Origin of the sequence: Buttiauxella sp. B2 (assembly GCF_006376615.1) — a bacterium.
Classification (GTDB): Bacteria; Pseudomonadota; Gammaproteobacteria; order Enterobacterales; family Enterobacteriaceae; genus Buttiauxella.
The window spans coordinates 1-25,044 of the sequence record NZ_VEXQ01000022.1; the positions used below are offsets into that span (position 1 = coordinate 1).

Annotated in this window: 16 protein-coding genes; 11 read left to right on the forward strand and 5 right to left on the reverse strand. The window is 53.3% G+C overall.

The features are described from left to right. From FH968_RS19240 to FH968_RS19255, 4 genes are all read right to left on the reverse strand, one after another. Positions 1-10,032: hemagglutinin repeat-containing protein (locus FH968_RS19240; RefSeq protein ID WP_139882358.1), on the reverse strand; the 10,032-nt coding region annotated here is incomplete at its 3' end. 12 nt (positions 10,033-10,044) lie between these two features. Next, the gene (locus FH968_RS19245) at positions 10,045-11,730 is read right to left on the reverse strand and encodes a ShlB/FhaC/HecB family hemolysin secretion/activation protein (protein ID WP_139882359.1); all 1,686 of its coding nucleotides are present in this window, start codon (positions 11,728-11,730) and stop codon (positions 10,045-10,047) included. 148 nt (positions 11,731-11,878) lie between these two features. Beyond that, complete coding sequence (locus tag FH968_RS19250) at positions 11,879-12,751, reverse strand: YjcZ-like family protein (RefSeq protein WP_223271345.1); 873 nt, start codon at positions 12,749-12,751, stop codon at positions 11,879-11,881. Positions 12,752-12,759: 8 nt separating this feature from the next. Further along, positions 12,760-15,126 carry a dynamin family protein gene (locus tag FH968_RS19255; RefSeq protein ID WP_139882361.1) on the reverse strand — a complete coding sequence of 789 codons (2,367 nt, stop codon included), beginning with the start codon at positions 15,124-15,126 and terminating at the stop codon, positions 12,760-12,762. A gap of 362 nt (positions 15,127-15,488) precedes the next feature. Here FH968_RS19255 and FH968_RS19260 point away from each other — a divergent pair, with 362 nt between their 5' ends. Then, complete coding sequence (locus tag FH968_RS19260; protein WP_139882362.1) at positions 15,489-15,824, forward strand: zinc ribbon domain-containing protein YjdM; 336 nt, start codon at positions 15,489-15,491, stop codon at positions 15,822-15,824. Positions 15,825-16,020: 196 nt separating this feature from the next. Further along, positions 16,021-16,458: a VOC family metalloprotein YjdN gene (gene yjdN, locus FH968_RS19265; RefSeq protein ID WP_139882363.1), complete on the forward strand. Its 438-nt coding sequence runs from the start codon at positions 16,021-16,023 to the stop codon at positions 16,456-16,458. Positions 16,459-16,511: 53 nt separating this feature from the next. Here yjdN and FH968_RS19270 read toward each other — a convergent pair whose 3' ends face one another. Next, positions 16,512-17,726: a DUF2235 domain-containing protein gene (locus tag FH968_RS19270; RefSeq protein ID WP_139882364.1), complete on the reverse strand. Its 1,215-nt coding sequence runs from the start codon at positions 17,724-17,726 to the stop codon at positions 16,512-16,514. Between the two features lie 190 nt (positions 17,727-17,916). Here FH968_RS19270 and phnC point away from each other — a divergent pair, with 190 nt between their 5' ends. The 9 genes from phnC (at position 17,917) to phnK (ending at position 25,042) form a co-directional block, all read left to right on the forward strand. Beyond that, positions 17,917-18,699, forward strand: a complete 783-nt coding sequence (phnC, locus tag FH968_RS19275) for a phosphonate ABC transporter ATP-binding protein (RefSeq protein WP_139882365.1) — start codon at positions 17,917-17,919, stop codon at positions 18,697-18,699. A 30-nt stretch (positions 18,700-18,729) separates the two neighbouring features. After that, positions 18,730-19,746, forward strand: coding sequence for a phosphonate ABC transporter substrate-binding protein (gene phnD, locus FH968_RS19280; RefSeq protein ID WP_139882366.1), 1,017 nt, complete (start codon positions 18,730-18,732; stop codon positions 19,744-19,746). 68 nt (positions 19,747-19,814) lie between these two features. After that, entirely contained in the window at positions 19,815-20,597 is a 783-nt protein-coding gene (gene phnE, locus FH968_RS19285; protein ID WP_139882367.1) for a phosphonate ABC transporter, permease protein PhnE, read from the forward strand. A 16-nt stretch (positions 20,598-20,613) separates the two neighbouring features. After that, positions 20,614-21,339, forward strand: coding sequence for a phosphonate metabolism transcriptional regulator PhnF (phnF, locus tag FH968_RS19290; protein WP_139882368.1), 726 nt, complete (start codon positions 20,614-20,616; stop codon positions 21,337-21,339). Further along, complete coding sequence (gene phnG, locus FH968_RS19295; RefSeq protein ID WP_139882369.1) at positions 21,340-21,801, forward strand: phosphonate C-P lyase system protein PhnG; 462 nt, start codon at positions 21,340-21,342, stop codon at positions 21,799-21,801. Further along, on the forward strand, positions 21,798-22,382 hold the full coding sequence (gene phnH / locus FH968_RS19300) for a phosphonate C-P lyase system protein PhnH (RefSeq protein ID WP_139882370.1): 585 nt from the start codon (positions 21,798-21,800) through the stop codon (positions 22,380-22,382). Before phnG ends, phnH begins: the two co-directional genes overlap by 4 nt. Beyond that, a complete protein-coding gene (locus tag FH968_RS19305; RefSeq protein ID WP_139882371.1) occupies positions 22,382-23,446 on the forward strand; it encodes a carbon-phosphorus lyase complex subunit PhnI in 1,065 nt (354 codons plus the stop codon). The genes phnH and FH968_RS19305 overlap by 1 nt, the downstream gene beginning before the upstream one ends. Then, a complete protein-coding gene (locus tag FH968_RS19310; RefSeq protein WP_139882372.1) occupies positions 23,439-24,287 on the forward strand; it encodes an alpha-D-ribose 1-methylphosphonate 5-phosphate C-P-lyase PhnJ in 849 nt (282 codons plus the stop codon). The genes FH968_RS19305 and FH968_RS19310 overlap by 8 nt, the downstream gene beginning before the upstream one ends. Then, entirely contained in the window at positions 24,284-25,042 is a 759-nt protein-coding gene (phnK, locus tag FH968_RS19315) for a phosphonate C-P lyase system protein PhnK (RefSeq protein ID WP_139882373.1), read from the forward strand. The genes FH968_RS19310 and phnK overlap by 4 nt, the downstream gene beginning before the upstream one ends. The last annotated feature ends 2 nt before the right edge of the window (positions 25,043-25,044 follow it).

Sequence of the window (25,044 nt, forward strand, 5' to 3'; positions counted from 1 at the left end):
CTCCTTGTCGAAAATCGGGCTGATGCTGTCGTTGGCATGCTCTGTGTCGCGACTCAGGTCCGCCACATCCTGTTGCTGGTTTTCCTTGTTACGGATGGTGATAGCGCCATCAGCCACTGCTGCCTGCGTGGTGCCTTCCTCATGACCTTTATTTCCCCCACCGGCTACCAGAGCGTTAGTCATATTGCTGGCAAACTGCCCGCCGATATTCCCCCCACTGTTAAAGGAACCCCCGGCGTGTTCGGTCTTAAAGTCTGCTTCGTTATGCAGGTCGCCAAAGCCCAGCGTACCGGTATCCAGACTGTTTTTGTCCGCCGTTGCCGTTGAGGCAATGACCGCCCCGTCGAGCTGGGTGTGGTTGCCCACCGTGATGTCAAAACCGCCATTCCCGGCATACAGCCCGGTCTGTTCCGCCACCGAGTCGAAGCGGCTCTTCATCTTGTCCTGGTTCGCGCTGATGTAACCCGAACCGGTCATGGAGCCGAAGGTGAAGCTGCCACCCGCCGCCACGCTGGTCTGCTTGCTGTCGTAGTCGTTGTTATCCTGCTGGCTGTTCATCAGCAGGTCACGGCCCACGTTAGCAATAATCTTATTGCCGTTGACCTGCGCGCCATCCAGGACGGTGTCGCGCCCACTGTTGATGGTGACGGTGTTGCCGCTGTCAATGGTGGTCTCGGTCCAGTCGGTGCCGTTGCCTTTCTCTTTACCGTGGGCAGAGTTACCGTTGGCAAACACGCTGATGCCCCAGCCACCACTGCCGACACCAATCCCGACACCCACGCCGCCGCCGCTGCTGCTGTTCTTTCCGCTGATTTGCTGCGTATTGCCGGCACCGCTCAGCAGAATATCGTTCTGCGCGCTCAGCAGGGTGTCGCCCCCGGCTTTCAGCTGGCTTCCGGCGATGGCGATATCGCCGCTGTGCTCGCCTTTATTTTTGCCCGTCGCGATAACAGAGAGGTTGTTCCCGGCGTTCAGCGTGCTGCCCGTCACGGTATCGCTCTGTGCGTGCTGCTCAGATTTGGAATGTTGGGTGGTCAGAGACGCACTGATCCCGATGGTGTCGGTGCTGGGATTATCAGTGTTGCCACTATTGGCAGTATCTGTTGCATTTGCCTGCGCGGCCTGGATACCTGACAATGCCGATTTGGTTGCCTGCAGCGCTGAAAGACGATCGTCGCTCTCTTCGTGAGCATCCTGTGCGGAACTCACAGCGTTGTTGATAGCACTGCCCACCGTACCGGAGAGCGCCAGCGTCAGGCCGCTTTTTTTCTGCTCAAAAGTTTCATCACGGCTGCGCTTGTCATGGCCCGGGTCGATGAGGACGCTGTCGCCGATAACCGCCAGGTCTTTGCCTGCAATCAGGTCGGCACCGCCGATGTGCGCCTGGTTTCCGGCTGAAATCACCACGCTACCACCTGTCGAACCCACGGTACTGAAGCTCTGGCTCTGGGTGGTACCTGCTTCACGCAGGTTGTGTGTAGTTTTACTGCTGCCAACAGTGATACCGATACCGCCGGTACCCATCAGGCCGCTTTTCTTCTCTTCTTTAAAGCGCCAGCTGGAATCGGTGTCGGTTGCCGCAACAATATCCACATTGTTACCCGCACTCAGGTTCACCGCATCGTCCGCCACCACAGACGAGCCTTTCACCAGCAGATTATTTCCCGCCTGCACCTGCACATTATTACCGCTCAACAGCGTACCCGCTTCACGCGTCGCACTGTCTTCTTCGACAGTGTGGGTGGTCTTTTTGCTGAGGAAACCCTTTTTGGTTTTCGTCTCTTCCTTGTAGTGATAGTCACTTTCCGTCGCGGTGCTGAGGGTAATGTCGCGCCCTGCACCAACGCCGATATCGCCGCTTGCCGTCACCTGCGCGGCTTCGCTGTTTACATCGCGTCCGGCAACTATCCGGGTATTGCCGCCACTGGCGATTTCGGTGCTGCCCTGGCGGACCGATTCGTTGATTTCGACCTTTTTCTTCGCACGGTAGCTGCTGCCGTCAGTGGTTTCTTCGGCCAGCAGGTTGACATCGCGCCCCGCCTGCATCGCCACGTCACCTTCTGCCGCAATGCCCGCCGCCTGGCTGTTGATGTCCTGCCCGGCCACCAGTGCCAGGTTGCCGCCTGCGGTTATTGTGCTGCGTGCATTGTCGGTGCGGTGGGTTTCGCTTTTCCCTTTCGCCGAAGACTCGCGGGTTTGCACCGCGTTCAGATTCAGGTTATTGCCCGCAATCAGCTGCGCGTTTTCCCCGGCGTTCACCTGGCTTGCTTCGACGGTTAAATCGTTGCCCGCCTGCATACCAATGTTGCCGCCTGCAGATATCGTACTGCCGTTGTACGTCACCGAACTGCTGCTGGTCGCGTCTTTGCCCCGGAAGCCAGACTGGTTATAACTATTGGTGACCTTATTCGCAGTGACTGCAATATCGCCCCAGGCCTGCATGAGCAGGCTGCCACCAGCGGAAATATTCGCGCCAGTGATATTGATATCCTGCCCCGCGTTCAGGCTAAGTGAATCCAGCGAGGTGATGGATGCAACATTACCAGGCTGCGTGCCAGCAATATCCACACGGCCACGTTTGCCTCCCGGGTTCAGGCTCCAGTTATCGACAAGCGTAATGTTGTTGATGCTGCCGTAAAGGCTTTCAAGCGCCACCGTTTTGCCCGAAATCGTCGAGCCGACATTGTTGATATTGCCCAGCGCACTCAGCTGCAGGTCACCGCCCGCCTGCATCAACCCGGCGTTCAGGTTGCTGATGCTGTTAGCACTATCGATATGAAGAACATTTTGTGCCGTGATGGTGCTGCCGCTGTTAGTGATGCTGCCACCCGCAAGCTGCACGTTTTTGCCGGAGATAACGCTGCCGCTATTTACCGTCACGTCTTTTGGCGACAGGTAAACTTTCGGGATCATCACCGTCTGGCCGTTCACTGTGGCGGCTTCCCACCACAGAATGCTTTGATCAAGCGCGGCGATCTGACCTGCGGTGAGTGCAATACCGAACGCTAATCCTAGCGACTGCTGTTGGGTTGCCGCGTTATCCATCAGGTACCGCATCTGTTCCAGATCTGACCCAATGCCGTTGATATAACGATTACCGGTCTGGTTGAGCACGTAATTACTGACATAGCGCGTATCAAACGCTGCATCACCCAGGAAGCGATAGTCATATTCCGGGTGCAGGTTCAACCTGTCCAGGAAGTACGACGAGCCAAGGAATGTATTCTGGTCGGTGTACGTGACGTTGGTTTCACGCGGGGCGCTACCGGGCCTGATACCCGTTAGAGTGTAGAGATCGCCGAACAGGCTTTGATCGAGCTCGCCCAGCCCGTTGAGTTTTGGGTTTGTAGTGATGAGGTACGGGCTGTTCGGGTCGGTGGATGTAACGAAATAGCCGTTCTGCCCGGTTGGTAGCGGGTATGCGCTGGTATCGACACCGTTCGGCTGATACTGATTGAGGCTGCTGCCCTGTGCGGTGGTGTTATTCAGTGCTGTGGCATTGCCAAGGCTGGCGTTACCCTGGCCGTTGCCGCCGTAGGTATTCAGGCCGGAGGTTGGCGAGCCAGAAGTATCCAACCCGCTGCCGCCGTTAATTTGCTGCAACGCGTTCTGGAGCTGGTCGTTCCACTGCGGGGAGTTAATGGCGACAATGTCGTTGCCCGCAAGGTTCTGTTTTTGCAGCGCATCGCCGATGGTCTGATTGCTCAGGGTGTTGAGGGTTGGGGCGTTGATCGTCGGGCTGGTGCCGCCGGTATATGCCGTGGTAGTGGTGTTGCTGATATCACTGGTGAAGGTGGCTGTGACGTTGCCGCCAGCCTGAATAACGGCGCGGTAGGCTTCGCCGTTTACCGTATCAGTAATAGACCCAGCCAGTTTGAAGTGAAGCGTATTATCCGTGCTGCTGACATAGGAATAAATAAGATAATCTGTTGCCGCAGACTGTATCCATGACTGGTTTGACAGCTCGCCACCTGTCAGCGTCATGTTGCCGTTAGATAAGATATGACTAGCATTATTGGTTATTGAACCCGCACTAGCATTCAGATCCTTGCCCGCACTAATCCGTGCAGCATCACCCGATGCAGTCACAGCCACAGAAGACTGGTTGTACGCAAATTTTTGTTCCGTATTCCCTGCAGTGGGTTCATACCAGCTACGGGCAGGGATGGTCCTACAATGCGTGTTGACACCTCCTGTACAAATCGTATCTTCAGGAATCTCATACCTGATATAAGAGCCTGCCGGAAAAACATTCACGTGCACATCTATTGTCGCATTCCCCAGACCTAGTATTGTCGATGCTTTAGCATCTGAGGCTGTGGAAACTTCCAACCCGTCCCGCTCATTCAATAAATGCCCGGTCTTAATCGTCATATCGCCGCGCTGTGTCTCGATGCTGCCAGACGTATTCACGACTTCGGCGTTGGCATTTCCTGCTGTATCACGCTGCATCCACAGATTATTGCCCGCCAGGATATCACCACGGTTGTTTCTGATGCTGTTGGCTAACAAGGCCATATTATTCCCGGCGTACAGCAAGGCCGTGTTGATAATGCTCCCGACCGCATTTAGCGTCAGGCTGCCCACCGTACCGGTAAAGCCATCTACGGTGATATCGCTGCGGCTATTGAGCGCAACGTCACCGCCCGCCTGCAAGTTGCCTGCGGTATTCATGGCGATACGGCTGCCGGAAAGCGTGCTGCTGCCGTTACCGGTGGTGATTTGTGCGTTGTTGATCAACTCACCACCCGCCGTCAGGTTTACCGCTTGGCCCTGCATCACACTCTGGTTGGTGATAGCGCCGCCACTGATAACATTCAGAGTGTTTCCCGCTGCCAGCACGTTTTTGCCGGCGAAGGCGTTGGTCAGGTTCAGGGTCAAATCACCCAGCGCCACCACCTGGCCGAGTTGATCGAAACCGCTGCTGGTGAGCAGTAAATTGCCACCGCTGAACAACTTTCCAGCGATCTTGAGATTGACCTGGTCGGCGGTGACATTCAGGTTGGAGGTGCCCAGCACCGTGCCTTCGTTGGTCAATTGCTGGTAGTTCACCGCAAGGCTTGTGCCCTGCGCGGTGCCGTTGTTAGTCAGGTTGTTACCGGTGAACGTGCCCTGCAGTTCTGCCAGTAACGTACCGTTGTTCACGGCCGTTGCCGCATTAAGCGTAACCCCGTTGGCCTGTAACCAGCCGTTGTTGATGAGCAATGCGGTGTTAAATGTTAGATAGCCTCCGGCAACGGTTTTGCCCTCATTGCGGGCGGATGTTGCTGCATCGATGCGCGCCGTGGTGCCACCCTGAATAAGCCCATAGTTGAACAGATCTGGCGTGGTGATGTTCAGGGTTTGCTGGCTGAGGATACTGCCCGTTGTGTTATTGGTAAGCTGCCCCGTCAGGTTCAGTGCCAGCGCGGTCGCGCCCTGTAAGCGCCCACTGTTGCCCAGCTGGCCGGTATTAACCACCAAATCACCTGCCTGAATACGCCCCAGGTTTGCTACCGAGGCTGCGTCGAGCGTGAGTCTCCCGGCGGTAAGCAGGGTTTTATCCTGCTGCTGGGTAAAGGCACCGGTCAAAGAGACAGTTAGCTCGTCCACGCCGCTTACGTCACCGTTGTTGTTCAGCGTTCCGCCTTTCAACGTGAGGTCTTTTGCCAGCCACTGCCCGCTGTTGGCAAGGCTCAGCGCCTGGAGTGTGGCGTTGCCATTAGCCGTGATTTTGCTGTTGCTATCAGAGTTCAGTGTGTCGGAAAGCGCCAGCGTCAGTGCATCCGCACTTTGGATCGCACCGTTGTTTTGTAGTTGCTGTGCGTTCAGCAAGATGCCTTGCCCCTGCCAGGTGCCAGTGTTGGTGATGCGCCCACCGTTGACGGTCAGCGTTCCACCGGTCAGCATCTGCCCACCGTTCACCAGTTCCAGCAAAGGTGCCGCCATCAGCAGGCGACTTTCCAGCATCAGAGAATCCAGCCCGACAACCGTACCGGTATTGGTGATTTTATCCCCGTTCAGCACCAGGTTTTTGCCCTGAAGCGCGCTACGATTATCAAGCGTTGTGCCCGCAAGCGCCATGTTGCCTGCACTTAGCAACGCACCGCTATTGGTTAGCGTCTGCGCATGAATTTGCGTCAGTCCCTGGCTTAACAGATCACCCGTGTTGGTCAACTGGCCGGAAACAGACGCATTCACGCTGTCAGCACCCAGTAGTGTGCCGCTGTTTAGCCAGCTATCCGTCGTGACGTTCACCTGCCCGCCCTGCACCGCACCCGCCGTAGTCAGTTGCCCGGCATTCAGTCTTAGCGAACCACCGCTCAGCGCGCGACCGGTGGCGGAGATGTTCAGTACATCGCCCGTCGCACTCAGGTTGCTCATGCCCTGCCACAGCCCGCTGTTATCGAATGTATTCGCCTCAAGCGCCAGGGTATCGGCCATGATTTTGCCGCTGTTGCTGAGATTATCAGCACTGAGGTAAATCGCGCTCTGGCTAGACAGTTGGCCGCCGTTAACTAACTCACCACTTACTCGGCCAGTTAGCCCGTCGATACCATTGATCGTGCCGTTGTTCAGAAGACTCGCTTGCGCAAAATCAACCGTTTTCCCCTGCCATATTCCGGTATTACTGGCATTGGTGCTGTGGATAGCCAACTCGCCGCCGCTCAGGAACAGGCCATCAGCCTGGTTATCTACTACCTGGCTCTCAAGGTTTAACGCGTGATTGCCCTGCGCCGTGCCGCTGTTGGTGATAGTGCTGCTGTTTAGCGTCAGCAAATCTGCCGCCAGTACACCGTTGTTGAGAAGCGTTCCGCTGGTAAAATTGGCTTTCTGGCGCGCCAGTAACTGGCCTTCCTGTTCGTTTTTCAATGCGCCATTTAGCTGGAACAGCAGGTTGTTCGCCAGAATCGTTCCCCGGTTAGAGAACTGCTCGCCGGTCAACGTGAAATCGTCATTTATCTGCAACAACCCCGCGTTATCCAGGCTGCCTGGGGAGAGATTTAGCGCCCCGCCGCTGACGATTTGCCCGTGGCTGAGGTTAGAGATGTTGCGGGAATCCAGCGTCAGCGTAGTGTTGCCCTGTAACCGTCCATCGTTGCTTAACGAGGCCGTTACCAGGCTTAACGCCTGTGCCGCCAGGCTGCCGGAGTTGGTGATATCCGCCGCGTTCAGGGCCAGTTGGTTCTGGCTTAATAGCGCGCCGCTGTTGGTGAACGAGCCGATGATGTGGGCGGTCAGTTCGTCCAGCGCTTGTGTTGTGCCGCTGTTGGACCATTCCCCAGCATTCAGCAGCACGGAATTACCCTGCATTGCACCAAGGTTCCCCAGCGTCTGGCTCGCCAGCACCATCGCCCCACTGGTAAGCAGTTGGCCGTCTTTCTGATTATTCAGGCTGTTGCCAGCAAGCGCCAGGCTCTCGTTGCCCTGAATCAGACCGCTGTTGATTAAATCACCCTTAAAAGTGACGGCTGTCGCCGCCAGCCAGCCACGGTTATCCAGCGTGTCCACCGTCAGCGTCACACCTTGCTGGCCAAGGATTTTTCCCTGATTGGCGAGCTTGCCGTTCACGCGCAGCGTGGCGTTTTGTTCGCTCAGCACATTGCCAGTGTTAATCCATTCGCCGCTGGCAAGGTTGAGCGTTTTGCCCTGCATCAGCCCGCCAGTGTTCAGGTTATCAGCATTCAGCGTCAGCTCTGCGCCACTGAGCATTTGCCCCTGGCTTGCGAAGTTTTTTGCCGTCACCACAAGCGCGCGGTTGCCCTGCATCGTACCGCTGTTGGTGAGGGTGTCGTTGTTGATCGTCAGTTGGTTTGCCGCCAGTTGCCCGGCATTATTCAGCACTTGTCCGTCTATCGTCATCTGCCCGTCGGCCAGCAATAAACCACCACGTTGGTTGATGAGCGTCGTGGTACGACTCTTCAGGCTGGCAGCATTGATTTCGCCGCTGTTGGTCAGGAGATCCCCGCCAAGAAATAGCTCACGGTCGCTGGAAATTAACCCTGCATTGATGAGCGTTGGCAGAGTCAGCGCCAGGTTCCCTTCGCTGTAAAGCGTGCCACCCAAGCGGTTATCGAGCATATCAGCGCTGAGATTTAGTGCCTGGTTCCCCTGAAGCAACCCACTATTGGTGAGCCGGGCGCTGTTAATGGCAAATATTGGGGCAACCAGTATGCCGGAGTTGGTGATATCACTGCCTGTCAGCGTGATAGACGCTGCGTTGCTTTTACCGCTGTGGGTCAGTGAATCGGCTGAAACACTGAGCGCGCCTTTTGCCGCCTGAGTCCCTTCCAGCACGGCCAGCCTCGCCCTGATGGCAAGCTGGTTATCTGTCTGCAACTGTGACTCTGCAGTGGTGGTCAGGCTGTTCGCTTCCAGGCTGAGATTGCCTGACGCATTCATTTCACCGCTCAGGTTGGCCTGCTCCACCTTCAGCGCCATGGCACCGTTGGTGGTGGTCAGCGAAGATGCACCGGTAGTCAATTTATCGCTTTCCAGCGTCAGGTTTTGCTTACCGGACAACGTACCGTTCTGGAGAAGTTCCCCGGCATTCACCGCCAGGGAGCCCTCGCTTAACAAACTGCCGCTGTTGCGCAAAGCCTGGCTGGCTGTGACCTGCGCGTTACCTTTCGCCGCAAGCTGGCCGTCCTGGTTGAACGTCTGCGCATCGACTGTAAGCGCATCGCCGCTCAGCAAACTACCGCCGTTGTTCAGCGAGCGCCCCGTCAGTGTCAGGTTCTTCTGGCTCTGCACCGTGCCGTTGTTTGTCAGGGCATCGATGGATATCTGAGCATCACCGTTCGCTGCAAGCTGGCCGCTATTCGTCAATGTGTTGCCCGTCAACGTCAGATTCTGTCCGGCGGTCAACTGACCTTGCGTATTGCCAGTACCGCTTAGCGTGGCGGTGATATTTTGTGCCGCGTCCCCACGGCTGCTTTGATCCACGGCCAGATCGAGTGTGGCAAGCGTGAGATTTTTAGCGGCAGTAATACTGCTGTTCACCACATTGAGCTTGCCCTGGCTGTTCAGGGTAATATCGCTATCGCTGGCAAGCTGAGCTGCGTTTAAGGAGATATCGCTCTGGCTGGCGACGGACAACGCGCCACCTGCTTTATGCTCGCCATTGAGGGTGATATTTTCCCCTTTAGCCGTGAAACTTCCGCTGGAAAGACTATTTTTAACCGTCAGTTTGCCATTTGCATCAAGCGTAATATCACCCTGCCGCGCGTTCAGGTTACCCAGGTTTACACCCACACCTTTGTCACTGGAAACCAGGTGAATGCGATTGGCGTACATACCGCCAAGTGCGCCTGTATCAACAGCAATAATCGGTGCTGCACCTTCTCCAGCAAGTGGGGTAACGCTACCGTCAGCGCCCACACGATTGGCACCAGCAATCACTTTTAAGTCTTTTGCATGAATACTCGCGTTGATTTCTGTGGCACGGGAAATAATCGACAGTGCGTCCGTTTGGCTGCCATCCAACCCCTGGCCTTCAATGGTGATACTGCCTTTGGTGACGTTGAGCTGTTGCAGATTACCGTTAGCATCAAACACCGGTTTACCGGTGGTCAGCGTTGCATTCGGAGTATTAATAAAACCGCAGCCGTTACAAGTGATGCCGTACGGGTTGGCGACCATCACATTTGCCGCCTTACCCGCCACTTCGGTGTATCCCTGCAACTGTGAGCGATTGGCCCCCGTCACTTCATTGATGATGCCGTGCGCTTCCTGGCCTGCCTTCAGATGTGGGTTGTTCTGAATCAGCCCACCAAGCTGTGTCGGGTTGAGTTGCCCGGTGGCGTTGTTGAGGATAATCCCCTCTTTGCCAACGTTGTAATCCTGGAACTGGTTATGGGAAATCCCCGCCCCGTTTGGCGTGGCGATGTTCACCACGGGCACACCGTTAGCGGCCCGGTCCATCTGCGTGGCATTGTTCGCCGGAGTTGGCGCAGCAAACACCGGGAATACAGGCTGCCCTGCGAGCAAAACACAGATCAGGTAGCTCAGCAGACGTTGAGCAAAATGAACCGGTAGCTGTTGATTTTCCATAATCGTTATCCCTTAAATCACAAATGCAATACGGTAATAAATGCTGACGTGATCAGGTGCCAGCCAGTCTGGATATTTCACGGGTATTCCAACGGTAAACTGGCTGGAGTAATAGCGATTTGCGCTGGATAACCCCACAGCTGCACCCCACAAGGTGCCGGATGCCCAGGGATCTTTGCCATCTTTTTGCAGCCAGCCGCCATCCAGTGCGGCAACACTGCTGACCTGGCCGATAAACGGTAGAGTGAATAGCGTGTAATTGAGTTCGTTGCGCCAGTAACCGCCGTTGTCACCAGACAGGTACCGTTCTTTAAAGCCACGTACTGAGCTGTCACCGCCGATAGTCAGCCTTTCGCTGCCGTAAAGTCTGTCTGGCGACCACTGCCCATAAACGCTGCTTAGCCACCACAAGTCGTTAAGCACCGGGAGCTGGAAGCTGCCGTTGACATTCCATTTTTTGAATTCGGCTTTCGGCATATCTCCGTGCTTGTCGTTGTCATCTTCTGCGCCAAGCCAGGGCACACCATGGCTAAACGTTGGGTTAAGTGTGGCGACACCGCCGAGAATCTTTTGCGTGTGATTCAGGCCAAACAGCAGGCTGGTGAGCTTGCGGCTACTGCTATCGAGCTTTACATCGTTGAGGTAGTTGTTGCTGATTTGGTGAGTAAGGCCGACCGACACCCCGGTTTTAATGTCCCCGTTACGGAATAAGACGCGGGAGGCACTTAAACGATGGGTCACGCTGTCACCCGTTGAGGCCCAGTTAAAACCTGTGTTATTGATAGTACTGAGGTAATCGCTCCAGCTATAGCTGTAGTCAAACAGGTTATAGCCGTAAGGAATGCTCAGCCCTGCCTGAAAATTTTGTGCGTCATGTGAAGATGAAAAATCGCTGCTGCGTCCGCCGCTGACCAGCCATTTATCTGCCAGGCCCAGCAAGTTGTTGCCGGTGAGTGAACCGCTGAGCTGCCCGGTCCCGGTGCTTTTTTGGCCACTGTTATCAAAATTCAGCGAAACGCTGAGTGGGAATTCCGGCGTAGCGGTAAGGTTAACAATCGAGTATCCGGGTTTTTCGCTGGGCAGAATTTCAATCTGCACCGGTTGGCTGCGCACCCGGTTGATTTGCTCCATGCCCTGTTCGATGTCGCGCAGGTTTAGAATGCCGCCTTCAAGCCCTGGAAACGCCATTTTAAGCTGGCGTGGCGATGCACCTTCAAGATGAATTTTTTCCAGCCGACCTTCAAGCACCGAAATATGCAATTCACCGAGAGACAAATCCTGTTCGGTAATAAATGCCCGACTTGTTATATAACCACGCTGAATATACCAATCCGAAATCTCATTGATTAAATGATTGATTCCATCCATGCCAATGCATTGATTTACGTAACTTAGTTCAACTTGTTTTTTCTTTTTTTCAGAAATAAGTGTCGCGCCATTAATATCAATATGGTGAATATCAAAACAAGGACCAGCAGTGTTGGTGGATGCTGATTGCGTGGGTACAACAGGTGCCAGAGTGCGCTGCAGCTCATCGCGTTGCTGTTGATTTTTAAGTAATAAACCCTGCTGCTCTTGGTTAATAATATTGCGATCGGCTGGACTTAAAGGGGCAGCTAAAACCGGAAAGATGGATGCTGAAAGAATAAACACTAGCCCTGAGATATAGGGTGACTTGATAATAGGCATAGAATCCATTCCATAAATGAATATGTCGGCAGTTTGTTATTTACATGCCGACATGTTTTATAATAAAAATTCATACTATGATAAATATCATCATATCCATTGATAATATTCAAGGCGGACATTGTTACTTTAAGAAGTCTGCCTGTTAATTAATGTTTTAGCTGTGATCAATAAACACTTCATCGACCATCGCACTTCCCAGACGCATAGCGGAACAAATACGCGGCATTCCGAGGGAAACCCCCTGGTGTGTCTGAGTGGTAGCAAAGCTCACCGGCTGATGCTCGCTGTCGCAATCGTCGCCAAGCCACGCCAGCGCTTCTTTGCTCTCCAGCATGCCTGGTGTCGAAGGAAAAATTAGCCATTCATAGTAATAATGGCGCGTGCGGGCAGAGGCATTCACATCGTGTGCTAAATGGCTTATCGCAAGCGCTCGAACTTGCTCAACTAACAGTGTTGCCTGGTGCGGCGTTCCGAAGCGCAAGGCATCACCAAACGCGCCCCAGTACAGCTCCTGCAAAGCGACATAGCAACGCCCAGCGGGAGAAAAACTAAAGTAATTCCCGGCCTGCCAGCGGGCAAAAACCTGCTCGCAATGTACGATGCCCAGATGAGCAAGATCGGTACCGCATAATTGTGCTTCCAGTTTTTCGACACGCTGTGCCAGTTGCTGTTGCACCTGGACTAACTGCTGGCGAGTCTCAACTGAGCCATTCATCACCCGCGCAGAAGCCGCCACCATTGCCGATACATTTTCATAAACTCTCGCCATTGCGCGATGTTTTTTCGCCACTCTCTGGCAAAGCTGCCCGAGCATGGCGAGCGACATTTCAGGTGTTTCGAGAAGCACCTCCTCTATCACCCATTTTTGCACCTGGCTGTGGCCGATAAACTCGCCGGTTAGCCGTTGGTAATACGCTTTGCTTTGTTGGCTTCGCCATGACTGACGCGTGACGCCGCTATTTTTTGCAAAATCGACGACAAACTTCTCTGCAACACATTCCAAAGCGCGTGTTTGAGTACCTGGCATTACACTGCTCATTGCTGTTCTACCGTAAAAAGCGTCTGAATATCATCCCGCAGCAGACGGGTGTCCTCATGGATATAGCGCGTCGTTCTTACGCACTGCTGGAGCTGTTGCTGCAAAGCCATTACTGCATCTTCATTTTGCTGGCGTGCCACCAGGCTTTGCTGCAAATTCAGGCGTATCGCTTCCAGCGACCGGGAAAAATCGGCAAAAAAGGCCGTCATTCCCTCGGAGACAGAAATTTCGATTTGGGTGGCCATGTCCTGTGTAAGCTGCAACAGGAAATTAGCAACGTGCTGGCACAGCTTTTGTTGCACGTCGGCCAAGGAAATCACATAGCGGCTTTGCATCACCGTATACCCTTCCCAACCCCATTCATCGCTGTTGAGCCAGCGGGCGACCGTGCCACGCATTCCCGCTGGACGCCGTAGCCGCGAAACGGGAATATCCTGCTCTTCAATAAGCTCATTAAAGGCTTGATTGGCATTGAAATTTAACAAACCAACATGGAACACCGGCAGGCTGATATTGGTGCGGAAACCCGCTTGCGTTAATCCTTGTGCGACGCGGGCCTCAATCGGTTTTAAGGTATTACGCAGCGTATCTGCCAGTTCGACTTCCAGATAACTGAAAAGATGCGTTATCTCTTCTGTCATCTTTTCCTGCGCGGCGGTCAGGATGATTTCGCACGAAGCACGGATCCTGTGCAGCGCAATTTGCGCCGACTGTTCATCGTCAAAATGGAGCATTTCATATCGCGCATCAAAGTCATTGCCACGCTGAGTGCCAAACAACAAAGCCCGGCGAGTGAGTTTTTCAGGCACCGTGCCTTGCTGGAAATAATCCTCAATGTTGGCATGAATCTGCTGTTCGTAGCGGTGGATAAAATCGCTCATCGCATCGACAGCTTGTTTTACATTACTGCGTACCACAGTATTTGCCGTCTGTTGGCTGGAAGCGGTCAGACTCATGTCATCTTCAAGGGCGATGATATTTTGCTGTAATTGATCACTGGCAATACGCAGGCCCTGGCAACGAAAACTCAGGTAATTTTCTGCACCCTGCGTGTAGTTGAGTAACTTCTGGCAGGCAGAACGCAGCGCGTACATCGAGGCATTCGCGTGGGCGGCATGAAGCACGGTTTTGATAGGTGCTTCAAACTGAGAATCTTTCCACAGCAATTCCGCAGCCTGGCGCAACGCCCCGCCATCGGCTAAATCTTCATTTTGCCAACGGCGACCCAGTGCAGCATCTGCAAAATCCTGTACCCAACGTTGTTCACTCGGATCTGGCAACTTACCATGCAATGTCAGTTCATGACGGGCACGATTTGCCAGATATCCCCACATTGATGACACTGGGAAAACGTGGCTCGGGTCGAGCGTTCCTTTCATTAACGTGCCGGAGATCAATGCCTTAATTTGTTCTTCATCGTCACCATTGCGGTCTTTTTGATCGAACTTGTTCACCAGCGCATAGAGCGGAACAGATGCGCCCGTCCCCAATATTGCTTTACGCACGTCTTCATCAGAAACGGACTTCAACTGAGTATAATCCAGCACCGCCAGCACAGCAGAAGCCTGCGCCAGTTGTTCCGTGAGCATTTTTTGCAGATGCGGTTGCCCGGCTTCGTTTGGCCCTGGAGTATCCAATAAAGTTAACTGACCGTGGCCTTCATCTATTCCCGCCAGATGAACAAATTCCACTTCTATCACCGGAACATGTTCAATCGCGGCGTAAGCTTTGAAAGGAAAAGCGACATCCAGTGCTTTTGATAAACGCACCAAATCATTAAGGCTTTTCAGGCAATGAAAAATGGGCTGTGCACCAAGATAATGTTTAGTGAAAGATGTACCGTCGCTAATACGGGTTAATAACGCCGACATATCCCTGTCTATTTCCAGATACTGTGTCAGCGTTTCTCTGTCGGTTTGCTGCAAACGAATTTGCAGCGTATTCATCAGCTTTTCAATCGGTTGAACAAAAGGAAAATGCAATACGGGTTCATGCTGACCTGGCGTGTGGCGAATTAATGTGGGTAATGCCGTCATCGGGCGATTGCGATTGGGCAAGACTTCAGTGCCAATAATGGCGTTGATAGTGGTAGATTTCCCCGCTTTCACTGTGCCCACAATTGCCAGCACCATTTCATGCTGAGTTATTTTGCGTAACTCATTCTGTAGCATCGCCTGCTGTGCCTGAATACCACGCGGGCAAAACTTAGAAGGGAGCTCCGCCCCAGCTTGCGGTTGCCCCAAATAATTAACGTCATGTTGTGTAGTAAAAGAAGTCGTTTTTATTGTGTTCAGATTTTGCAACGCGAGCTGTAACAATCGCTCTGCTTCCTGACTTAACTCAAATATTGCTTGTGTGTGCATAAAAAATCCTTACTTAAATCAAATTATCCGGATTTTTAAAGTCATTATATTTTTATGGTAAAGCAGTACCGGTAATTATAATTACGCGCGGAAATCATTCATTCAAAAATATTATATATGTCGTTTATTTTTTCATAAAAAATCATCTAACCAGATGAGACCAACAATAACGCATTTCAATAAACTAATGCTGAATTTTAATCCCGATTTTGAAAATTGATTTACGATTTAAAATAATACTTTTTTCATATCGCACCTCAGCAACCACAAGGTGTTATGGCAATAATCCCCGCAAAAGTAGGGTTTTAATGTATAATTGCGCCACTTTTGGCTGAAAGCCTTTATTTTTTAGGAGATTATTTATGGCGCTCCCTCATTGCCCGAAATGCAATTCCGAGTACACCTACGAAGACAACAGTATGTTCATCTGCCCGGAATGTGCACATGAATGGAATGATGCCGAACCTGCACAAGACAACGACCAACTGATTGTTAAAGATGCTAACGGTAATCTGCTGGCTGACGGCGATAACGTCACCGTAGTTAAAGACCTGAAGGTTAAAGGCAGCTCTTCAATGCTGAAGATTGGTACTAAAGTCAAAGGTATCCGTTTGGTTGAAGGCGACCATAACATTGATTGTAAAATTGAGGGTTTTGGTCCAATGAAATTGAAGTCTGAGTTTGTGAAAAAGAACTGATCATGTCAGATGTCGCTGTCGCTAATCCGACCTACGAAAGGCCGTTGTTGGAGCATCCACATACATTGCCGTTGTAGGGTGAGTTAGCGACAGCGACACCCACCAGCTTTTCATCCCCCACCGCCTGGCTTGCCCTCTCCTGCACGACTAAACTTCTTCTGTCTGGATCAAACCTGTCATTTGAGAGGAACAACTCATGTCTGTAAGCCCTTACATCTTTTTTGACGGCACCTGTGAAGAAGCTATCGCGTTTTACAAACAAGCCATCGGTGCTGAACTGTTGTTTAAAATGACTTTTGGCGAAATGCCAAAGCAGGAGAACAACTCTACGGAAGGCTGCGCCAGTGGATTTGACTGGCCTGATGATAAAATCATGCACGCCAACGTGCGCATTGGTGATAGCGACGTGATGATGAGCGACGGCAATATGTGCGGCGACAAATTCAAACACGCTGGCTATGCATTGAGTATTACCAGCAAAGACGTTGCCGAAGGCAAACGTTGGTTCGATAACCTCGCCGCAGGTGGCAATATCACCATGCCGTGGAGCGAAACATTCTGGGCCAAAGGCTTTGGAATGCTGAGTGATAAATATGGCATCCCGTGGATGGTTAACGTCGAAAAACCAATGTAATCAAGTTTTAGACCACTACCGTCTGCAATAACAGACGGTAGTGTTCCCACCCCTCAACGCGCAATTGCCCAATTAATGGGGATTGCCCCTTGCCCACGCAAAAAATCTTGTAGCGGATGGGGCGTGTAAGGTCCTGCCTGCCACTCCCCGTTGATGGCCGACTGCTGAAGCAGTGTTGCGCCGCCGCTGAGTCGTTCGATAACCGAATGGTGAACCATCATTGATGACGAAATAGGTGGCGGCAGTTGCCGGGGCATAATTCGCAAATATCGGGTTGGTGGATACCAGTCGCAATGCAGCGGCCCAAGCGGGTCAGCCATAACTTCGCTGGATGCAAGATGAATCCCTAAATCGTCAAGCGCATCGTGCATCCACAAATACGCGCCATTGGATAAACTGCGGTCATCATCAGCACTGTTATATCCCCCGCCCACATCATGATGAATACCTGGGAACATCACCTGCAAAATACGATCACGGCTGTCCCAAAGCACCGGCGCTAAATCGAGACGCTGCTCATCAATTGCCATTGCCTGTAGGCCGTACTTCACCCGTGAATGCAGTTCCGTATTATTGAAGCGGAAAATACTGTGTCTTTTGTCATTGAAATATTTAGGAATACCCATCATCCCAACCGTTTCCCACACCGCCACCGCTTCTATTGAAACCTGTCGGGTAATGCAGGTTGGATCGACGCTGTCGCAGAAAAAACCGGGCAGATCGCGAAGTACATTCCCTAAAGTCGTGGCACTCATATCGGGTGAATGCGCCAGATATTGTGCCCATACAGACGAGGCAAAACGCCACGCTTCTTCTTTATTACGCGAGGTTAAACGCAGCTTTTCACGGCTCAATAATCCCCGGTCGATGATCATCGCCGCCAGTACGCGCGCGGTATAAGCCCCGTGACTAAACCCCACCAGATAGATGCGATCACCCGGTTGCCAGTGGCGGCTAATAAAGGTGTAGCCACGAATTATAGGGACTATTAGCCCTGCACCAAACGTGCCGCCTAGCCGCTTCACCAGACCATTATGCGGATCACCCATTCCATGGATGTATTTGGCAACTTGCACCACGGTACCGCTGCTGTCGGTGAGGATCTTTTCTTGCTCATTGGCTAACAACAAGCTCTGTTGGTCAACAATACCTTTTAAATCAACAAATAACTGATACACATTGCTTGCGGTTGTTTCATCATCCGCTTGTTGTTCTACACCGGGAGCGGTCCATGTGCCATCGGCACAAAAAATAATATTTTTGCTCATCGCTGCCTTCCCAATACCAGAGGGTACCTGTAAGAAAAGGCAAAAACGAAGCGCGGCGCAATACGACAAACAGTTGATTAGTCTGATGACTTCCAGGCTTTTTCTCACTCTTCATCATACCGAAACTTATCTTTAACAAAATCGTCACATTCCATCGGCACCATGAGGCAACTTTTTAAGGAGCCGTGTGATGCAAACAATTATTCGCGTCAACAAACTGAGCAAAACCTTCAACCAGCATCAGGCATTAAATGCTGTTGATTTGGAAGTGAATGAAGGTGAGATGGTCGCTCTGCTGGGGCCGTCTGGTTCAGGCAAATCCACCCTCTTACGCCACCTCAGCGGTTTAATTACCTCAGATAAATCAGCAGATTGTCACGTTGAATTGCTTGGCCGCACCGTTCAAAAAGCAGGTCGTCTGGCAAGTGATATTCGCAAAAGCCGCGCACACACGGGCTACATCTTCCAGCAGTTCAACCTGGTCAATCGTCTGACAGTACTGGAAAACGTACTGATTGGCGCACTGGGTTCCACACCGTTCTGGCGCACCTGTTTTAACTGGTTTACCCACGAACAAAAACAGCGCGCTTTGCAGGCGCTGACTCGCGTCGGCATGACGCAGTTTGCTTATCAGCGTGTTTCCACCCTGTCCGGTGGACAACAGCAACGCGTGGCGATTGCCCGTGCGCTGATGCAGCAAGCCAAAGTGATTTTGGCCGATGAGCCGATTGCCTCACTCGACCCCGAATCCGCCCGCATCGTGATGGAAACGCTGCACGACATTAACCGTCTGGACGGTATCACCGTGGTGGTGACGCTGCATCAGGTGGATTACGCCCTGCGCTATTGCGAACGCATTGTCGCACTGCGCCAGGGTCATGTGTTTTACGACGGAAGCAGCTCAGCGTTCGACAACGAACGCCTGGGGAATCTTTACCGCAGCATTAGTCGCGTTGATGCGGTTGCTGCCTGACACATTTTTCATCTACCTCAAGGAACTGTCATGAGCTACAAAACGGTTGCCGCCCTCGCCTTTACCAGCCTATTAAGCGTAAGCACCCTGTTCAGCCCAGCCTTTGCGGATGAACAAGAAAAGTCGCTCAACTTCGGCATTATCTCTACCGAATCGCAGCAAAACCTGAAACCGCAGTGGGAACCGTTCCTGAAGGATATGGAGAAGAAGCTGGGCGTGAAAGTAAATGCTTTCTTCGCACCGGACTACGCAGGGATTATTCAGGGGATGCGCTTTAACAAAGTCGATATCGCCTGGTACGGCAACCTTTCAGCCATGGAAGCGGTGGATCGCGCTAACGGACAGGTGTTTGCACAAACCGTCGCAGCAGATGGATCCCCAGGTTACTGGAGCGTGCTGATCGTTAACAAAGACAGCCCAATCAACAACCTGAATGACATGCTGGCAAAACGTAAAGATCTGACTTTTGGCAACGGTGACCCGAACTCAACCTCTGGCTACCTCGTCCCGGGATATTACGTTTTCGCCAAGAACAACGCTGCACCAAGCGACTTTAAACGTTCTGTGAATGCCAACCACGAAACCAACGCGCTGGCAGTCGCTAACAAGCAAGTGGATGTGGCGACCAACAACACTGAAAACCTCGACCGCCTGAAGTTAACCGCACCTGAGAAATTCAAAAATCTGAAAGTCATCTGGAAATCCCCGTTGATCCCAGGTGATCCGATCGTGTGGCGTAAAAACCTCTCCGAAGCCACCAAAGACAAAATCTATGACTTCTTCATGACTTACGGCAAAACGCCGGAAGAAGCTCAGGTGTTGAAAGGCCTGACATGGGCCCCGTTCCGTCCATCCAGCGACCTGCAACTGGTGCCGATTCGCCAGCTCGCCCTGTTTAAACAAATGCAAGGCGTGAAAGACAACAAAGGTCTGGCGGAACCTGAGAAAGCCACCAAAGTTACCGCGCTGCAAAACCAGCTTAGTGACCTGGATCGTTTGACTGCCGCGCTTTCTGCGATGAGCAGCGTGAATAAAGCAGTTCAGTGATTTGATTCCCCTCACCTTCGCCCTTTCAGGGACAGGGTGAGGGGGAAAAAACATTAACGGAGCATCACATGCAACAAACGATACACGTCGCCGCACCAAAACGTAGCTGGTTCTCACTATTGAGCTGGGCGATTTTGATAGCGGTTCTCGTTGCCTCCTGGCAAGGCGCGGAAATGGCCCCGCTCACCTTGATTAAAGATTCTGGCAACATGGTCACCTTCGCCGCCGACTTCTTCCCACCTGATTTCAGCCAGTGGCAGCAATATCTGGGCGAAATGGGCGTCACACTGCAAATCGCCGTCTGGGGCACCGCTCTTTCCATCGTTCTTTCCATTCCGTGTGGCCTGATGTGCGCCGACAACCTGGTGCCATGGTGGGTTTACCAACCCATGCGCCGCCTGATGGACGCCTGCCGCGCCATCAACGAAATGGTGTTTGCGATGTTATTCGTAGTCGCCGTCGGCCTTGGCCCATTTGCAGGTGTGCTGGCACTGTTTATTCACACCACCGGCGTGCTCTCCAAACTGCTGTCAGAAGCGGTAGAAGCCATCGAACCTGGCCCGGTAGAAGGTGTTCGTGCCACCGGCGCTAACAAACTTGAAGAAATTATCTACGGCGTGCTGCCACAAGTTATGCCGCTACTTATCTCGTACTCGCTCTATCGCTTTGAGTCTAACGTCCGTTCAGCAACGGTGGTTGGCATGGTGGGGGCAGGCGGGATTGGCGTAACGCTTTGGGAAGCCATTCGTGGATTCCAGTTCCAGCAAACCTGTGCACTGATGATTGTCATCATCATCACCGTCAGCCTGCTGGATTTCATGTCACAACGACTGCGTAAGCACTTTATCTAACGAGGCTTTGTTGACGATGCACTTATCCAGACATCCGACCAGCTACCCAACACGTTATCAGGAAATCGCCGCCCTGCTCGAACTGGAGCTGCGCAAAAACTATCGCAGCGGTGATTATCTGCCAGCCGAAAGCCAGCTGGCGGCGCGTTACGAAGTAAACCGTCACACACTGCGCCGCGCCATCGACCAGTTAGTTGAAAAAGGTTGGGTACAGCGTCGCCAGGGAATCGGTGTTTTGGTGCTGATGCGCCCGTTCGACTATCCGCTGAATGCCCAGGCACGTTTTAGCCAGAACCTGCTCGACCAGGGCAGCCACCCTACCAGCGAGCGCTTACTCGCAGTGCTGCGCCCAGCCTCAAGCGATGTCGCTGATGCACTCGGTGTCAGTGAGGGCGATAACATTATTCATCTGCGCACACTGCGCCGCGTCAACGGGATCGCGGTGTGCATTATCAACCACTACTTTGCCGACCTTTCCTGGTGGCCCGCGCTGCAACAGTTTACTAGCGGCTCACTACACGACGTCATTCAGGCACAGCTCGGCATCAGCCTTAAACGCACCCAAACACGCATCAGCGCACGCCGCGCTCAGGCCAAAGAAAGCCGCCTGCTGGAAATTCCAAACATGGCTCCGCTGCTTTGCGTGCGCACTCTCAACCACCGTGAAGGCCACGCGTCACCTGCGGAATACTCCGTCAGCCTGACACGCGCCGACATGATTGAATTCACCATGGAGCACTAAATGGACGCACCGCAAATTGACATCGCACAGCGCCAGCAGTGGATGGCCGTGCTCGCCCACAGCCTGCCACAAGAACTGGCAGCACTTTGGATAGAACAAAAACTGCACCCTGAATATCAGGTTATCCGCCCGGCAGAAACCGGCCTGGTACAGATTCAGGCGCGGATGGGCGCAACCGGACAACGTTTTTTTGCCGGTGACACCACGCTGACCCGCTCGGTCGTGCAACTCGCCAACGGCACTTACGGCTACAGCTACATACAAGGGCGCGACAAAGCCCACGCCGAGCGCTGTGCCGTGATCGATGCACTGATGCAGGAACATATTCAATTCCAGACGCTGCAAGAAACTGTCATTGCGCCACTGGCCGCCAACCGGGAACAGCGTCTTGCTGCCCGCCGCACACAAATTAACAGCAGCCGAGTCGACTTCTTTACTCTGGTTCGCGGAGATAACGCATGACCCTGATGACCGCTTTTAACCTGCCCGTGCAAGATGCCCAACAAAGCTTCCGTCGCCTGCTCAAAGCGATGAGCGAGCCGGGCGTGATTGTCGCATTGCATTCGCTGCAACATGGCTGGAAACCGCTAAATGTTGCTTCTACCAGCGTACTGCTGACGCTTGCCGATAACGACACACCAGTCTGGATTAGCGATGCATTGAGTAACGATGTGACACTGCAAAACGTCCGTTTTCATACCAATGCTCCTGTTTCCCTGACACCTGAACAAGCGCAGTTTGCCGTAGCCGACAGCGCGATTTCGGCCGAACAACTCAACGCACTGGCGCAGGGAACCGATGTGGCACCAGATACCAGCGCCACGCTGATTTTGCAGGTCAGCAGCCTGAGCGGTGGCCGCATGCTGCGTTTAACCGGCGCAGGGATTCGTGAAGAACGCATGATTGCCCCGCAACTCCCTGACTGCGTCATTCACGAACTGACCGAACGTCCGCACCCGTTCCCACTGGGCATCGATTTAATCCTCACCTGTGGCGAACGCATGCTGGCAATTCCTCGCACCACTCATGTGGAGGTGTGCTGATGTACGTAGCCGTCAAAGGGGGCGAGAAGGCGATTGCCGCCGCCCACGCACTTCAGGAACATAGCCGCCGTGGTGACCAAAATTTATCGGAACTGAGTGTCGCTCAAATCGAGCAGCAGCTCGGGCTAGCGGTAGACCGCGTGATGACCGAAGGTGGTATTGCTGACCGTGAACTGGCAGCTCTTGCCATCAAACAAGCCAGCGGTGACATGGTTGAAGCCATCTTTCTGCTGCGCGCTTACCGCACCACGCTGCCACGTCTGGCGGTGAGCGAGCCGCTGAACACCGCCGATATGCGCATAGAACGTCGCATTTCAGCGGTTTATAAAGATGTGCCTGGCGGCCAACTGCTTGGCCCGACTTACGACTACACCCACCGTCTGCTGGATTTCACTTTGCTGGCAAACGGCGAAGCACCTGCCCTTAAAAACGCAGACGATAACGCCGAAGCCTCGCCGCATGTTTTCAGCCTGCTGGCACAACAAGGGTTGGCGAAAACCGAAGAAGATAACGGTGAGAAACCCGATGACATTACGCGCCAGCCACCGGTTTACCCATGCTCCCGTTCGTCACGCCTGCAACAACTGGTGCGCGGTGACGAAGGCTATTTGCTGGCGCTCGCCTACTCCACTCAGCGCGGTTATGGGCGCAATCACCCGTTCGCCGGTGAGATTCGCAGCGGCTATGTAGATCTGGAAATCACCCCTGAAGAGTTGGGATTTCCAGTGAATATCGGCGAACTACTGATAACCGAGTGTGAAATGGTCAACGGTTTTGTCGCGCCAATTGATGAAGAGCCGCACTTTACCCGTGGCTACGGGTTGGTGTTCGGCATGAGTGAGCGCAAAGCGATGGCCATGGCGCTGGTTGACCGCGCCCTGCAAGCCCCTGACTACGATGAAACCGTGGCAGGCCCGGCGCAGGACGAAGAATTCGTGCTGGCACACGCCGATAACGTCGAAGCCGCCGGATTTGTCTCACACCTGAAACTGCCGCACTACGTCGATTTCCAGGCCGAACTGGAATTGCTCAAACGTCTGCAAAAGGAACGTCATCGTGACTAAGGCACTCTCCGGCTATAACTTTGCTTATCTGGATGAACAAACCAAACGCACACTACGCCGCGCTATCCTCAAAGCGGTCGCCATTCCGGGTTATCAGGTGCCGTTTGGCGGACGTGAAATGCCGATGCCTTATGGCTGGGGAACCGGCGGTATTCAAATTACCGCCAGCGTTATTGGTGAACACGACGTGCTGAAGGTGATTGACCAGGGTGCCGATGACACGACAAACGCCGTGTCGATTCGCAACTTCTTCAAGCGCGTCACCAACGTCGCCACCACCGAATCAACTGCCGACGCGACACTGATTCAAACACGCCACCGCATTCCGGAAACACCGCTGGTTGAAGATCAAATTCTGATTTATCAGGTGCCCATCCCTGAGCCGCTGCGCTTTATCGAACCACGTGAAACCGAAACCCGCACCATGCACGCGCTTGAAGAATATGGCGTGATGCAGGTAAAACTGTACGAAGACATCGCCCGTTTCGGCCATATCGCCACCACTTACGCCTATCCGGTGAAGGTGAACGAGCGCTACGTGATGGACCCGTCGCCCATCCCGAAATTTGATAACCCGAAAATGGACATGATGCCCGCACTGCAACTGTTCGGTGCCGGACGCGAAAAACGCATCTACGCGGTGCCGCCGTTTACTCGCGTGGAAAGCCTCGATTTTGACGACCATCCGTTCACCGTTCAGGAATGGGATGAGCCATGCGCGATTTGTGGATCTCACCACAGTTACCTGGATGAAGTGGTGCTCGACGATGCGGGCAGCCGCATGTTCGTCTGCTCCGATACCGATTTTTGCCGCCAGAACAGCGAGGCTGCGCACTCATGACCCGACCGTTACTTTCCGTCAATAACCTGACGCACCTTTATGCACCCGGAAAAGGTTTCAGCGATGTCTCTTTCGAACTGTACCCAGGGGAAGTGCTGGGCATTGTTGGCGAATCTGGCTCTGGCAAAACTACGCTACTGAAATCTATTTCCGCACGCCTCGCCCCGCAAAACGGCGAAGTGGTTTACCTGGATTCGTCACTGTATGGCATGAGCGAAGGCGAACGCCGCCGCCTGCTGCGCACCGAATGGGGCGTGGTTCATCAACATGCGATGGACGGCCTGCGCCGCCACGTTTCCGCAGGTGGCAACATCGGCGAACGTTTAATGGCAACAGGTGAACGCCATTACGGCGATATTCGTGCCACCGCAGAACGTTGGTTAGAAGAAGTGGAAATTCCGGCTTCGCGCATCGACGACTTGCCGACGACCTTTTCTGGCGGGATGCAGCAGCGCCTGCAAATCGCCCGCAACCTGGTGACGCACCCGAAACTGGTGTTTATGGATGAGCCAACCGGCGGTCTGGATGTTTCAGTGCAGGCGCGTTTACTTGATTTACTGCGCGGCCTTGTGCGCGAACTGAACCTCGCGGTGGTGATTGTCACTCACGATTTGGGTGTGGCGCGTTTGCTGGCAGACCGTCTGCTGGTGATGAAACAAGGGCAAGTGGTGGAAAGCGGCCTTACGGACCGCGTGCTGGATGACCCACATCATCCGTATACCCAACTACTTGTTTCCTCCGTCCTTCAGAATTAGGT

Coding starts and splice junctions, on each gene's coding strand:
- FH968_RS19245 (WP_139882359.1), bottom strand. CDS start 11,730: ATGGATTCTATGCCTATTATCAAGTCACCCTATATCTCAGGGCTAGTG.
- FH968_RS19250 (WP_223271345.1), bottom strand. CDS start 12,751: ATGCCAGGTACTCAAACACGCGCTTTGGAATGTGTTGCAGAGAAGTTT.
- FH968_RS19255 (WP_139882361.1), bottom strand. CDS start 15,126: ATGCACACACAAGCAATATTTGAGTTAAGTCAGGAAGCAGAGCGATTG.
- FH968_RS19260 (WP_139882362.1), top strand. CDS start 15,489: ATGGCGCTCCCTCATTGCCCGAAATGCAATTCCGAGTACACCTACGAA.
- yjdN (WP_139882363.1), top strand. CDS start 16,021: ATGTCTGTAAGCCCTTACATCTTTTTTGACGGCACCTGTGAAGAAGCT.
- FH968_RS19270 (WP_139882364.1), bottom strand. CDS start 17,726: ATGAGCAAAAATATTATTTTTTGTGCCGATGGCACATGGACCGCTCCC.
- phnC (WP_139882365.1), top strand. CDS start 17,917: ATGCAAACAATTATTCGCGTCAACAAACTGAGCAAAACCTTCAACCAG.
- phnD (WP_139882366.1), top strand. CDS start 18,730: ATGAGCTACAAAACGGTTGCCGCCCTCGCCTTTACCAGCCTATTAAGC.
- phnE (WP_139882367.1), top strand. CDS start 19,815: ATGCAACAAACGATACACGTCGCCGCACCAAAACGTAGCTGGTTCTCA.
- phnF (WP_139882368.1), top strand. CDS start 20,614: ATGCACTTATCCAGACATCCGACCAGCTACCCAACACGTTATCAGGAA.
- phnG (WP_139882369.1), top strand. CDS start 21,340: ATGGACGCACCGCAAATTGACATCGCACAGCGCCAGCAGTGGATGGCC.
- phnH (WP_139882370.1), top strand. CDS start 21,798: ATGACCCTGATGACCGCTTTTAACCTGCCCGTGCAAGATGCCCAACAA.
- FH968_RS19305 (WP_139882371.1), top strand. CDS start 22,382: ATGTACGTAGCCGTCAAAGGGGGCGAGAAGGCGATTGCCGCCGCCCAC.
- phnK (WP_139882373.1), top strand. CDS start 24,284: ATGACCCGACCGTTACTTTCCGTCAATAACCTGACGCACCTTTATGCA.